The sequence below is a fragment of the Shivajiella indica genome (assembly GCF_042683085.1).
Lineage (GTDB): Bacteria > Bacteroidota > Bacteroidia > Cytophagales > Cyclobacteriaceae > Shivajiella > Shivajiella indica.
Genome location: NZ_JBHUIV010000010.1, coordinates 626,080 through 640,014, shown reverse-complemented (window position 1 = coordinate 640,014; position 13,935 = coordinate 626,080). Strand labels below are relative to the sequence as shown.

Genomic DNA, 13,935 nt, shown 5'->3' with positions numbered 1-13,935 from the left:
CAATTTACCCGGGTTTAAAATTGTTTGTGGTTAGTTAAAAATAGAGGTTTTTTACTCTTCCTTTATTATCTGTTACAGTTATGGAAACATCTTTTACATCAATGTTTTTAAAACTATAAACTCTTGAAAATGCCTCAGGCTCATCAATTTTATCTATATGAAGGTTTTTGCCTTTAGAATCTGTGATCTCTACTTTTACCCCTGGTTCTTCCAATCCAATAACCGTTAATTTGATTGAGTCATCATCAATGGCTTTTCCATAAGCCATCAAAGGCAAAACATCTGGCGCAGACTTTGTTTCTACCGTAAACACCTCTTTTTCTGAAAAAGATTGGTTAATATTACTTTCAATCATCACCTTGTATTCACCGGCAGGTAGTTCAGAAAGATCATAAGGAACCCTAAGGTCATTTTTAACATGAACAGTTTGTTGGTGTAACTTTTTACCATCAGTATCGAGAATGGCCAATCGGACTTTTCCTGCACCTTCCCTTAAAGTGACACTTACCTTACTGTCTTTTGCTCTAACTTCAGCAAGAGCTTTTTCATTTGATTCGTTTGCATAGCTTGATGCACCTAGTGCAGCTGCCAATGCCAATGTCAATAATGTTTTCATAATTGTGGTTTGTTTAAGTTGGTACTCTCTTATACCCATCTTCTGTACCAAAAAAAGAATGAGCGAAAAATTGAATATTGATTTTGGACTAAGGATTTAAAAAAATGTTAAAATGCTCAACTACAGGATGATATTGATTTCATATAGATTTACAAAAACTGTTTCGATATGGAACGTTTTTAAAAATTTCTGTTCACAAACCGAACAAAAATAAGGTCAATTTGACTTATCACTAAAAAACTCAAGGTTGCTTTATTTCAGAAAAATTAAAGAAATTTAATTTCAAATAATTTCTAACTATTTCCAATCCTTTGGGATAAAAAAATAAACCTGTACGGAGATGTACAGGTTCTGTATCATTTCGGTCAGAAATTAATCTTCCAGCAATTTCATTTTAAGCATCTTTACCCTTTCACCAATAGTCATTTTGGATATATCCAGGTTTTCAGTGGTTGCTTTCAAAAAATCCAATATAGCGCCCTGATGATCAGTAGATATTCCTTCTTTGATAGTAACATATCTCATTGTCGTCCAGAGAACAGTTTTAAGTTCCTTTTTTGAATCATCGGTCATATAATATTCCAGCACGACTGTATTATGATTAAACCAAAGAAGGCGGCTCATAATCCTGACCCACTCACCTACTCTTGCCGGCCTGACATAGGAAATGTTGTGGTTATATACCACCCAGGCCGCTTTGTATTTTTGGATCATATCAATCATCTCCACCCCATATAACTTAGGAACCTGGTCTTCCCTGGCATTGAAGAAATAATCAAAGTACTTGGCATTATTAAGATGTCTCAAAGGATCACAGTCCTGAAACCTGATGACTACACGGCTTTCTGTTTCCTTTGGATAGTGTTTTTCCGGATTGTATTCAAACATGCTGAAAAAGGTTAGAATAAGCGATTTATTCCAAATTTAGAAATTAGTTTCTTAGGTATGGCCTAATCACTAATTAATTATAATGAAAATACTTCTATCATGCATGGTAATTTGATACTTAATATGTTGCTGCAATTTGTTTTTCTGGAACTTTGACATCTTTAAGTGAAAGCTTAGCAACCGAATAGAAGTAAACCATCCAAAGTAATATTCCAATCATCTTTGCACCATCTTCGTACATGACAGATTCTAATCCTCCAGGAAAATGGATTTTTATTTTATGCGGGATTTTATCAAGCAAAATGGATAAAGCAAAAAAACAATAGGCCAAGCCCATTAGAATGTATTCAGTTTTTAAAACTACTTTGAAATAAATTATCAGATATAAAGAAACAATTATCATATAACTAAATATAAAAATATTTTCATGAACTCCCCATAATGGGAAGATTTCATCATGAAACATAAAGATATCATCCATTCCCAGAAATAGCGTTAGAAAAAAGGAATAATATAAAAATCCTTTAATATTTGGAATTGGATGTTCAGAAGAAACCAATTTTGCACTTACAAAACAAAAACCGGCTGCAATTGACCAAAACATAACCCCAAGTTGGGAAAACCAACCCACATAAAATTCTCCATTTAATACCACAACAGGATCCCTTAAAAAATCACTGTATGGAATTTCAAAAACATTTGAAGCTAGTACTGTTGCTTCAATAATGATAATAGAAAGGATAAAAACAACTTTTAAACTAACATTACTTTCTTTAGTTTTAATTAAAATAGACTTAAAATTAAACTCGCCGTACAAAGAATATCTTTTTTCCATTTTTCTAAAAAATTAAAAATTAATCAAAGAGAATTAATTGATTAATAATTTCAAAATAAAATTAACAAAAAAATAACAATTTCTTAGTATTAAGGGTTAATAATAGGTAGTTTTTACCAGTTCCCTCCTGATTTTCATAAAGCTTTTTCTTATTTTCACCAAGTGAAGAACATTATTGATATCAACTGTGATCTTGGTGAGGGCATGGGGAATGATGACCTGCTTATGCCTTACTTGGATAGTTGTAATATTGCCTGTGGGGGACATGCGGGGGATGAGCAATCTATCAGAAAGACTATCAGGTCAGCAAAAAAATACGGTGTTAAAATCGGATCCCATCCCTCCTATCCTGACCGGTTGAATTTTGGCAGGAAAGTGATGGAAATTGATAGAGAGACACTTAAAACTTCCCTGATTTCCCAACTTAAACTTTTTGAAAAAGTTTGTAGGGAAGAAAAGGCAATATTCCATCATATCAAAGCCCACGGGGCTTTGTATAACCTTGCTTCGAAAGATTTTGACACGGCTTCCTTGATCATTGAAATTATAAAAGGATATTTTCCTGACCTTATCTTATACTGTCCTCCTTTTTCTTTGATGGAGGATATGGCAACAAAAGAATCCATTCGGGTTTTTAGGGAAGTTTTTGCTGACCGTTCTTATCAATCAGACCTTTCCCTTGTGGATAGAAATCATCCTCATGCCTTACTTACTGATCCCATTGAAGTACTTGACCATGTGAGGATGATGGTCGAAAAAAAACAGATTAAAACTATAGAAGGTGCAATAAAACCTATTGCCGCTGAAACCCTTTGCATTCATGGGGATAATCCCTCCGCATTGGAAATATTGAAAACTATCAAAAAATACTTTAACTTTTAGTCAATGGAAATAAGCTATTTTCGGATTCATTCCAAATTATTTGAAATCATCTGGCCAAAGGAAATTTCGCAGAGCATTCTTAAAGAGCAACTGCGGGTCAAATCTTACTTGGAAAATGAATATGCTGAGGGCATTAAAGAAATCAGAATGGGATTCAATACCCTATCCTTAAGATTGATTATTGATATTTCAGATAAAGAATGTTTTGAATTGATAGAGGAGATCAAAATCCAGCCATTGAAAGGTTTTGAATATCGGTCAAAAACCTGGAGGATCCCAGTCTGTTATGATGAGATTTTTGGAAAAGACCTAAATCAACTTTCCAAGACCCATCAAATTCCCGTTGAAGAAATAGTCAGATTGCACTATTCCTCTCCTTATTTATTGCATTTTTATGGTTTCCTTCCTGGTTTTATGTACCTAGGTGGGCTGGATGTCAGGTTACATAGCCCAAGAAAAGAAAAGCCGGAGAGATTAATCCCTGCAGGTACTGTGGCCATTGGGGGTAAACAAACAGGGATTTACCCCTCAGACAGCCCGGGTGGTTGGTATGCCATAGGAAAAACTCCTGTCAATCTTTTTAATATCCAACAAGATCCTCCCTGTCCAGCCCATATTGGAGATAACATCCACTTTGTACCCATTGACAGGGAAGAATTTTATCAAATTCAGAAAAAAGTCCAATCCGGTCAATACCATTTGAAACATGATTAAGATACCCTCTTACATCTATTTTATCCAACCAGGGTTGATGACCAGTGTCCAGGATCTTGGAAGGTTTACCGGTGCACAATTTGGTATTCCCTACTCAGGGGCTATGGACCGATACGCATTGGCTCAAGTGAATTTTATATTGGGAAATCCAAAAGATGCAGCAGTATTGGAAATGGCCCATATAGGACCTGAATTGGTTTTTGAAAGAGCTACAAGAATCGTGTTTGCTGGCGCTGAAGCTGATGTTTACTTGAATGATAAGCCAGTTAAATATGGCCAGGTGACTGAAATTAGGGAAGACGATCATTTGGCTATCAAGAAAATCCGAAAGGGTCAATGGGTCTATATGGGTATTCAGGGAGGTTTTGAATCCGAATCTGTCAGCGGCAGCAAAAGCTGGTATAGAGGAATTACCCCAAGAGATAAAGTGGTCAAAGGAGATTCTATCTGCTACCTCTCGGAAGAAGAAAGATTTTACCCTCCCGTCGAAACCAATGCCAAAATCAGATCAGATTGGTTCAGGCTAAACCAGATCAATGTTTATCCTGGACCGGAATGGCATAAACTTTCATCCCTTCTTCATAATAGGATCTTAAAAAAAGCATTTACTATTTCTGACCTTATCAACCGAATGGCGTATCAATTGGAAGAAGAAATAGCCAACGAACTTGAACCTATCCTTACTGCACCTGTTTATCCAGGGACCGTTCAACTGACTCCATCAGGTAAAATCATTCTTTTGATGCGCGACGGTCAGGTTACAGGAGGATATCCCCGAATTTTGCAGATAGATAATATTTCCCTTAATATTTTAAGCCAGAAAAGACCTGGGGATAAAATCAAATTTAACCTGATCTGAGAAAGGTCGAACATTGACTTTTTTGAATTACAGTCAATCCTGAAAGCAAATTCCCAAGATCAAATACCAATTTGTTTTCCTTTTGTGAATTTTTTATTCAAACTGCCTTGATTTTTCTTTTCTAAGCGGTTTCCAATTTCTATATTGTTATTTTTAAAACAATAAACACATGACCATGAATGCACAACTTGAAAAGCAGATAGTTGACCAAGGTATGTCCCTTGAAAAGGTAAAAGAACAATTGAAAAATTTTAAGGAGGGGTTTCCATTTTTACCCATCGTAGAAGCTGCCACCATAGGAAATGGCATTAAAGTTTTGACAGATGAAGAGATCAAATATTTTCAGGAAACATACCCTACCAAAGCAGCACAAAAAAAGGTTATTAAGTTTGTTCCTGCCAGTGGCGCTGCCTCCCGGATGTTCAAGGATCTTTTTGCCTTTTTAGAGGGGGAAGGAGATATTTCCAAAAGTCCTTTTGTCCAAAAGTTCATGCAGAATATTGATAAATTTGCTTTTTACGATGACCTGGACGCCAGTCTTCGCAAGGCAGGTTCAAGTATTGCCAAGGCATTGGGAAATAAGCAATATCAATTGATTGTGGGTCATTTATTAAATGATAATGGACTTGGTTATGGCTTATTGCCAAAGGGTCTATTAAAATTCCACCATTATGCAGATCATGATAGAACTCCTACCTATGAGCACTTTATTGAGGGAGTGATGTATGGCCTTGGCACAGGTAATAAAGTCAGATTGCACTTTACGGTTTCCCCGGAGCATGAAGAAAAATTTAAAGCTGAAGTTAAGCAGATACAACCAAAACTTGAAAGAGAGTTCAATGTCAAATTTGAGGTGGCATATTCCCAGCAAAAAAAGTCAACAGATACCATTGCGGTAAATATGGATAATACCCCATTCGTTGATGAAGATGGCAGTATCCTTTTTAGACCTGCTGGGCATGGTGCTTTATTGGAAAACCTAAATGAAATCGATGGAGATATTATTTTTATAAAAAATATTGATAATGAAGTTCCTGATAGATTAAAACCGACCACCAAAGATTATAAAATTGCAATTGGAGGTTTGTTATTGGATATTCAGGAAAAGGTGTTCAGCGCCTTAAAGAAATTAGATGCCGGGACTAGCCAAAATTCAGTTTCCCATGCTGAAATTGTTTTTACCAAGGATCTGGGTGGTAAACTTCCCGACTTTTATCATTCCTTAAGTTTGGAGGACAAAGGTAAATATCTTCATAAAAAACTTAATAGACCGATCAGGGTCTGTGGTATGGTTAAAAACACAGGAGAACCCGGAGGCGGCCCTTTTTGGGTAAAAGAAGATGATGGATCTCTTTCCCTGCAGATTGCAGAAACTGCCCAAATCGACCTAAATGATACCAAACAAAAAGAAATATTTCAAGCTTCCACACATTTTAACCCAGTAGATCTGGTCTGTGCTACAAAAGATTACAAAGGAGTAAAATTTGATTTGTTGCAGTTCAGGGATATGAGGACAGGATTTATCACCGAAAAATCTAAAAGCGGAAGGGATCTTAAAGCACTTGAACTTCCTGGACTTTGGAACGGAGCTATGGCAGGATGGAATACCATCTTTGTGGAAGTTCCTTTGATTACATTTAACCCCGTAAAAACAGTAAATGACCTATTGAGGGACGAGCATCAGGAATAAAAGTAAGTGGGATTTCGAAGGCTGGATTTGAGAAGTTGGATTTCGGCGAATTTGAACCATTAAGGAGTTCAGGGATTAAGGATTCCATTAAGATATTTTGGATCCTGAATATTGATAATTGGTAATTGGCTAATTAGTAATTGAAAATTTAAAAGTACCTCGCTTTATCCAGCTGTTCCTTTAAATACGCCTTCAACTCCTCCCCTTCCAGAACCTTTATTTCTCCCGGTAAACCTAGAATAAATCTTGCCAAACCTGGTAATTGTGGGATTTTTCCCTCAAAAAAGTATTGGTTTCTATTCTTAGTATAGGTAAATGGTTTGGTATCAGGAAATTCTTCCATCATCAATTGGTAGGCTTTTTTACTCAACTTCAGGTGAACATGGAATTGGTTTTTCCCAGAGAAACCAAACAATCCCTGTTCCAAAGGCTTGTGCAAAGTCTGGTATTTGAAAGGCTTAGAAGTCAACAATATTTCCCCTATTCTTTCAATTTTAAACATCTTCATTTCCTTGCTTTCCACTTCCAGGGCATATATGGAATCAAAATTGGTGTTGAAGGCAACTGGTTCGACCAATCTATCTGAAATGGAATCTGAGCTTAAGGAATAATAATCCTGTAAAATTACCTGGTTTTGATCTTTGATGGCCTGGGCAATCAGATCTACATAAATACCCAAGTTGGCATTAAAAAGTTGATTCACACTTTGCCTGAAATCCGACCTGATATTGATTTTTTGAAGGATGGAATCTTTCAGGAGATTTTTTTTGCTGCTTTTAGAAATCAGGTCATTCATGAACTGTATCTCCTCTTCATTAAAAGTACCAAAAGCGTATTCATTCGGATTCTCTACCCTGTCAATGATCCTGAATTTGGAATGCTTCTTCTCTATTTCAAAACCAAGTGCTTCCAATAGCTTGAAATATCGGTAAATAGTCCTTGGATCTGTTTGAAGGGATTCTGCTAATTTATGCACAGGTTTCCCAATATTGCTCCTTAATAAATTGATCAGTTTAAATACCCTAAGGATTTTTTGTTGCTCTATGCTGTTTGACTTTGCCATGTAATGTTAACAAAGCCAAAAGATACTAATTCAAACTTTATTAAAACATCAAAAGACACAAAATGTCAGGAAATGTCAATTTAATTTGACTTCTTTTTTATTCCAGTCGCAAAGACCCTGTTTACATTAAAACCTAGTCGGAATTTTTCTCCAGGAACACCATTTCCTCCTGCCAGAAGATATTGTTCATTCAACAATTGGGAAGTAACAAAATACATCTGGAAGACATGACCGCCTGCCTCCAAATCTATACCTACACCAAGATTGTTCCTTAAATCATTGTTTAAATTCGGGATCCATTGCAAGGTAAAAGAACTTTTTCCTGAAAATTTATATTTTCCACTGAAACCTAAAGCAAGGTAAAGGTTTTGATCACCTTCTATGAGGAAAATAGGATTGGGATCTATAAAATAGGCCAACATGGGTGAAACCTGAAAACTGATTTTATCAGAAAATTTCCGGGCTGCCATGACCTGAAAAGCAAAGCTGCTCCTTTCAGCAAAATTAGGATTGTCTTCCGCAAGAAAAGAATAATCTGAGGTATTCACACCTGCTCCTCCCATAAAGGAAAGAGATATGGGTATTTTATCATTTTGGGTTTGTTTTAGTAGGTGGTATCTACCATATAGATTGTATATTTTATCCCTACTTTGCCTGGCTGCACCTAATGAAAATTTGTCACTGAAAGCATATTCAAAACTGAATTGAATTACTGCACTATTATCCAATCCGTATAAATTTCGAATCCCGCCATCTATGGTTCCAAATGTATGCATGATGGCAAAATGAAGAGTTTTCTTATCTAAAGGCTCAACCGTAAGTAGGTTAATATGTCTGGGGGCATGAAATGTCAAATCAATTTCCTGAGATTCATTGGCAAGTTTCCTTTCCAACTGGGCAAAAGCAGTAACTTGAACGAATAAGAACAGGAAAAGGAATAGTATTGAATTTTTCATAAATGCGGGTTTATTTTTCTATTAAAATGGCCGAAATGCTCACTTCCTGCTCTTCAGCCAATTCATAAAACATGACTTTGGGAATGTCGATGTTATAATCGCTAAGCTTTACTTTGAAATTGGCATTCAACTCCAATTGTGAGTTTCCTTTTTTTATTAAAAATCCCTTCACTTCCAATTCTCTCTCCACTCCATGGATTTTGAACTTACCTTTTGCCAAAACTTCCACTTTTTTCCCTTCGTCCAATTGGGGAACTGTATCCATTTTACCTGTGAATTCTGCAAAAGGATATTTTTTTGTTTCCAGGTAATTTTCCCTCATATGCCTGTCCCTTAGCCCAATTCCTGTTTTTAGGGTATTGAGATCGATATAAAAATCCAGAAGATTTTTCTCTATATCTACTAGGCCATTCAACTGATCAGATTCACCCGTAAATTCGCTTAGGGATGCTTTGGATATGAATATAACTTTACCGTCTTTGGTCAGGAATTCCTGGCCAAATGAAACATTTTGAAGCAAAAGAATGCCTAAGAAAAAAATTAGTGATCTTTGAATTCTCATCCTAAGTCCACCGTGAGTATTCTACCGTTTACTTCTGTTTGGTAACTTCTCAAGGGTTGTAATGCCGGTCCACTTAGTACAGATCCGTCTGTTGAGAAACGGGAATTATGGCACCTACAGGTAAATACATTGCTGCCAAAGGCCCAGTTATTATCGCATCCACTATGGGTACAGATAGAAGTCAGTGCATTAAATCTACTACTGCCCACATTGACAATTAACACCTTGGCCTGACTGACCAAAGCCCAACCTCCTGTATTAGCCAAAGCCGTAGCTACATCAAGATCCACTGTGATTTGGTTCCCGTTAACTGTGATTCCAGAACTTCCCGAAGGTGGATTGGTGTTATTGCCACTCGGGGTTTCATCCTCTGAGCAGGAGGTGAAAAAACTTACCCCGAACATGGACATGATGGCAAATGCACCTGATTTTCTTAGAAATTCACGTCTTTCTGAAGAAAGATTTCCTGTTTGAATGTCTTCTAGAGATATCATAATAAAAAAAACAGTTTGAGTTGATTTATAGAAAACAAACTGAATTTCCAGTCCTTTGTTTCAATACCAATCAAACAATTGTATAAAACAATGGAAAAAAGCGATTAATTTTTTAAAAATGCTTTCTGTTTAAAATTTCACTTAAAATAATGGCATCCTTCACCGATTGGGGATTTCTCAGAAGATTTGCATATTTATTCTCATGCCTCTCTTTTTCCAATAATTCTGTCTGAAGGGAGGATTTTATTCCTTCGATGGATCCTGTAAGTCTTACCTGTTCGTCTAAGGTCAGTAATTTAGGTCTTTCCCTTTCTGCTACTTCCCCTTGAAATTGTTCATATGCTTTTGGCTGCTTTACTTTTTGGGGTTGATAAGTTCTGGGATTGGTTTCAAATTGCCTGACCTGCCTTTGATTTTCCTGGACTTCTATTGGCTTTCTTTGCTCTGTTGGCTGAAAATCACCTTGACTTCTTTGCTGCCCCTGACGTATCTCTTTTAACAAATCTTCAAATGACACAGGTTTTCTTTGCTGTTCACCTCTTTCAGGTTTATCCATATTTTCAGGCAAACCTTCATTTTTCCCTTTTTTTACTGCGGTGTAAATGAAATAGATGATGATTGCTATGAGATATATAATATTACCTGCGTCCACTTTTGAATTATTTTACCGGTCTAAGATAGATAAAAATGTCAACTCTAACCAATCCTTGGTATATTTCTGAAATAGCTTAATTTTGTTCGATATTCAATTCAATGTAGGATGCTGCTGAGTAAGCTTGAGATAAAAGGATTTAAAAGTTTTGGTGACCGTATGGTCATCCATTTTGATAAAGGGATTACGGGTGTGGTGGGACCAAATGGTTGCGGGAAATCAAATGTGGTGGATGCCATTAGGTGGGTATTAGGAGAACAAAAATCCAGGATGCTCCGCTCAGATAAAATGGAGAATGTAATCTTCAACGGTACCAAAAACCGTAAACCTACCAATATGGCTGAGGTTTCCCTGACTTTTGAAAACACCAAAAACCTGCTTCCTACTGAATATACCCATGTGACGATCACCCGACGTTATTATAGAAGCGGGGAAAGTGAATATCTTCTCAATGGAATAGCTTGCCGACTGAAAGATATCACTAACCTCTTTATGGATACGGGCATCAACTCCAACAGCTACGCGATCATTGAATTGAAAATGATCGATGAGTTACTGAACGATAAGAACAATTCCAGGAGAGAACTTTTCGAAGAAGCAGCAGGTATTTCCAAGTTCAAAACTAGAAAAAAGGAGACTTTAAGAAAATTGGAAGATACTGATGCGGATCTCGAGCGTGTTGAAGATGTCCTTTTTGAAATAGAAAAAAACCTGAAAAGCCTTGAAAAACAGGCCAAACAAACTGCCCGGTATTTTGAGATTAAAAAGGAATACAAAGAAGCAAGTATCAATCTGGCCAAGAAGTCGGTAGAAAAGCATGCAGTTAACCTGGTTTCTTTGAGCCAAAAAGTACAGGAGGAACAGGATCGGAAGTTGGCTCTCAATACACAGGTGTTGGAGAAAGAAGCATTTTTGGAATCCAGCAAAGCTGAACTTATCCAAAAAGAAAAACTGCTTTCTTCCAGGCAAAGGACTTTGAACGAACATGTCAATAAGATCAGACAGTTTGAAAGTGACAAAAAAATTAAGAATGAAAGGCTGAGATTTCTGGAGGATAGGTCGCAAAAACTTAGGGAACAGATTGACACGGATAAAAAATCCCATGACAGGGCAGGGTTCAGTATCCGGTCTTTGGAACAGGAGAAAGAATCTGCCCAAAAGATCTTGAATGAAAAGGAGTTGATCGTTGAAGAACTTAGGGCGGCTTATGAAGCGAAAAAGGCAGAACAAATAGAAATACAGGAAAGACAGAAGGTACTTTCAAGGGATTTTTCCATCAAAAAAGACCGGGTTTACCAACTTTCCAAAGATCAGGAAATCAAACAGATACAGCTTTCCACCTTAAAGCAGGAATTGGAAAAAACTGCTACTGCTGATAGCAGCCAGGAATCCAGTCTGGCTGAATTTGAGGAGAAGATGCTGAGACTTAAAGAGGAACTGGATATCAAAATCCAAGAACTGACTAAGCTCAAGAATAAAGAAGAGGATCAGATCCAAAAAATTGAGGAAGCCAACAGGATCATTGAAATGATCAGGGAAGAAGTGACGCTTTCGTCCAGAAAACTGGATTCCAAACAAAATGAGTATAACCTGACCAAATCTTTGGTTGAAAATCTGGAAGGTTTTCCGGAAGCCATTAAATTCTTAAAGAAAAATTCAAATTGGGCGAAGGAAACTCCATTGCTTTCGGATATCCTGACCACAGATGAAAGATTCAGGGTAACGATTGAGAATTACCTGGAAAACTACATGAATTATTATGTAGTCGAAACAGAAGCTCAGGCCATTGCTGCTGTAAACTTGTTGAGTGATTCAGCTAAGGGTAAAGCAAATTTCTTCGTGTTGGAGCATTTTCAAAATTTCCATCCCACTCAGACCAAGTTATTTGAAAATGCCATTCCTGCAACGGAAATCATTGAATATGATGCGAAATATGCCAAACTGATTGGGTTTATACTCGATGATGTGTATATCGTCAAAGGGGAATATCCGGATTTCCCTAAGTCCCAAGAAGCCATTTTCATCACCGAAAGTGGAAAGTTTACAAAAAGAAAATTCAGCATTTCCGGTGGATCAGTGGGTCTATTTGAAGGTAAAAGAATAGGACGTGCCAAAAACCTGGAAAAGCTTGAAAAGGAAATCAAAGAACTGAATAAAAAAGTTTCTGCTGCCCGGTCCAACCTGGACAGCAAACTGAGTGATTTGATGAAATTGAAGGAAGTCTCTTATAAGTCCTCTATTGAAAAACTTCAAGAGGAAATAAATGTGATTAATCAGGAATACATTTCCGTCAAGACAAAAAAAGAGCAGTTAGGTGAATTATTGTCTTCCAATGCCAACAAAAGGGAAGACATCATTGACAGAATTGAATCCATACAAATCAGTTTGGAAACTATTTTACCTGAACTGGTCCATGAAAAAGCTGCCTTTGAAGCATTGGATTTGGAATTGGAGGAAATAAATCTCAGGTTACAGACAGAAAGCGAAAACCTCAGTCAAAAATCAATTGCATTTAACCAGGAAAATATATTATATCATCAGCAACTGAATAGGGTAAACAGTCTGGAACAGGAAATTGAGTTCAAGCAATCTGCATTTGAAAGCAGTAAAGAAAGGGTTGAAAAATCCCAAGTTGAACTGGCTTCCATTGACCAGGAAATAAAAGCCTTATTGGATAACAATGAAATCAAAGATGACGAACTCGTTGAGCTCTATTCGGAAAAGGAAGGTATTGAAAAAGGGGTGAATGAAGCCGAAAAAGAATACTATTCCTGTAGAGGTCTGATTGATGAGACGGATAAAGAAATCCGTGAGCTGCAGAAGCGTAAAGAATCCATGGATACCCTGATTCAGGAGATGCAGCAATCCATCAACGAAGTAAAGTTAAGATTGACCGGTCTGAAAGAAAGGCTGAGTGTGGAATTCGAAATTGACCTGGATCAATTGATGGAAGAAAATCCGGAACTGGATGAGGCATTTGCCGAATTTTCTGAATCCGATATTAAGGACATAGTGCAATCGGCAAAAGATAGGCTGGAAAAAATCGGCCCTATCAATCCCATGGCCATGGAGGCTTATAATGAAATCAAGGAGAGGTACAATTTTATCATTACGCAGAAAGAAGATCTTATCAAAGCCAAAAATTCTTTGGTGGAGACAATCAAGGAAATAGATCAGGTGGCCAAAGACACCTTTCTGGATGCTTTTGGAAAGATCAAAGAAAACTTTGTGAAGGTTTTCCGCTCCTTATTCACAGCTGAAGACGATTGTGACCTCAAGTTGATTGATCCTGAAAATCCTTTGGAAAGTCCTATTGAGATCATGGCCAAACCAAAAGGAAAAAGGCCTTTGACCATCAACCAGTTGTCAGGAGGAGAAAAAACCCTGACAGCCACTTCCCTCCTCTTTGCCATATATTTATTAAAGCCCGCTCCATTCTGTATTTTTGATGAAGTAGATGCTCCTTTAGATGATGCCAATATTGATAAATTCAATAATATTATTCAGACCTTTTCGAAGGATTCCCAGTTTATCATCGTTACCCATAATAAACGTACCATGGCAAGCACCGATATCATTTATGGTATTACCATGATAGAGGCCGGTGTTTCAAGGGTAGTTCCTGTAGATTTGAGGGAATTGGCTTAAAATAAACAATCTTAACCTTTTTAACTTTTTTTAAGTCAGTGATGATTTTTTATACTAAATATTTCGTTATATTTAA

At 36.9% G+C, this 13,935-nt stretch carries 13 protein-coding genes; 5 read left to right on the top strand and 8 right to left on the bottom strand.

What is annotated here, in order from left to right; translation table 11 throughout:
* Positions 1 to 34: 34 nt before the first annotated feature.
* The 3 genes from ACFSKV_RS06175 to ACFSKV_RS06165 form a co-directional block, all read right to left on the bottom strand.
* Positions 35 to 616, bottom strand: a complete 582-nt coding sequence (locus ACFSKV_RS06175; protein WP_380801047.1) for a DUF3244 domain-containing protein — start codon at positions 614 to 616, stop codon at positions 35 to 37.
* 372 nt (positions 617 to 988) lie between these two features.
* Positions 989 to 1,504, bottom strand: coding sequence for an acyl-CoA thioesterase (locus tag ACFSKV_RS06170; RefSeq protein ID WP_380801046.1), 516 nt, complete (start codon positions 1,502 to 1,504; stop codon positions 989 to 991).
* 118 nt (positions 1,505 to 1,622) lie between these two features.
* A complete protein-coding gene (locus ACFSKV_RS06165) occupies positions 1,623 to 2,339 on the bottom strand; it encodes a hypothetical protein (RefSeq protein ID WP_380801045.1) in 717 nt (238 codons plus the stop codon).
* Between the two features lie 162 nt (positions 2,340 to 2,501).
* On the opposite strand from ACFSKV_RS06165, the gene pxpA reads away from it, so the two are divergent.
* From pxpA to ACFSKV_RS06145, 4 genes are all read left to right on the top strand, one after another.
* Positions 2,502 to 3,221 carry a 5-oxoprolinase subunit PxpA gene (gene pxpA / locus ACFSKV_RS06160; protein WP_380801044.1) on the top strand — a complete coding sequence of 240 codons (720 nt, stop codon included), beginning with the start codon at positions 2,502 to 2,504 and terminating at the stop codon, positions 3,219 to 3,221.
* Positions 3,222 to 3,224: 3 nt separating this feature from the next.
* On the top strand, positions 3,225 to 3,935 hold the full coding sequence (gene pxpB, locus ACFSKV_RS06155; protein ID WP_380801043.1) for a 5-oxoprolinase subunit PxpB: 711 nt from the start codon (positions 3,225 to 3,227) through the stop codon (positions 3,933 to 3,935).
* Positions 3,928 to 4,794, top strand: a complete 867-nt coding sequence (locus ACFSKV_RS06150) for a 5-oxoprolinase subunit C family protein (protein WP_380801042.1) — start codon at positions 3,928 to 3,930, stop codon at positions 4,792 to 4,794. The genes pxpB and ACFSKV_RS06150 overlap by 8 nt, the downstream gene beginning before the upstream one ends.
* A 175-nt stretch (positions 4,795 to 4,969) precedes the next feature.
* Positions 4,970 to 6,484 (top strand): DUF4301 family protein, encoded by a 1,515-nt coding sequence (locus ACFSKV_RS06145; protein WP_380801380.1) that lies wholly within the window; start codon positions 4,970 to 4,972, stop codon positions 6,482 to 6,484.
* 148 nt (positions 6,485 to 6,632) lie between these two features.
* Here the strand turns inward: ACFSKV_RS06145 and ACFSKV_RS06140 are convergent, their stop codons facing one another.
* The 5 genes from ACFSKV_RS06140 to ACFSKV_RS06120 all read right to left on the bottom strand — a co-directional run bounded on the left by ACFSKV_RS06140 (position 6,633) and on the right by ACFSKV_RS06120 (position 10,211).
* Positions 6,633 to 7,547 carry a helix-turn-helix transcriptional regulator gene (locus ACFSKV_RS06140; RefSeq protein WP_380801041.1) on the bottom strand — a complete coding sequence of 305 codons (915 nt, stop codon included), beginning with the start codon at positions 7,545 to 7,547 and terminating at the stop codon, positions 6,633 to 6,635.
* Positions 7,548 to 7,627: 80 nt separating this feature from the next.
* Positions 7,628 to 8,503, bottom strand: coding sequence for a DUF5777 family beta-barrel protein (locus tag ACFSKV_RS06135; protein ID WP_380801040.1), 876 nt, complete (start codon positions 8,501 to 8,503; stop codon positions 7,628 to 7,630).
* A 10-nt stretch (positions 8,504 to 8,513) separates the two neighbouring features.
* On the bottom strand, positions 8,514 to 9,065 hold the full coding sequence (locus ACFSKV_RS06130) for a YceI family protein (protein WP_380801039.1): 552 nt from the start codon (positions 9,063 to 9,065) through the stop codon (positions 8,514 to 8,516).
* Positions 9,062 to 9,559, bottom strand: coding sequence for a QcrA and Rieske domain-containing protein (locus ACFSKV_RS06125; protein ID WP_380801037.1), 498 nt, complete (start codon positions 9,557 to 9,559; stop codon positions 9,062 to 9,064). Before ACFSKV_RS06125 ends, ACFSKV_RS06130 begins: the two co-directional genes overlap by 4 nt.
* A 112-nt stretch (positions 9,560 to 9,671) precedes the next feature.
* A complete protein-coding gene (locus ACFSKV_RS06120) occupies positions 9,672 to 10,211 on the bottom strand; it encodes a hypothetical protein (RefSeq protein WP_380801036.1) in 540 nt (179 codons plus the stop codon).
* A gap of 108 nt (positions 10,212 to 10,319) precedes the next feature.
* Between ACFSKV_RS06120 and smc the strand changes: the two genes are divergently transcribed.
* On the top strand, positions 10,320 to 13,859 hold the full coding sequence (gene smc, locus ACFSKV_RS06115) for a chromosome segregation protein SMC (RefSeq protein ID WP_380801035.1): 3,540 nt from the start codon (positions 10,320 to 10,322) through the stop codon (positions 13,857 to 13,859).
* Positions 13,860 to 13,935: the final 76 nt, after the last annotated feature.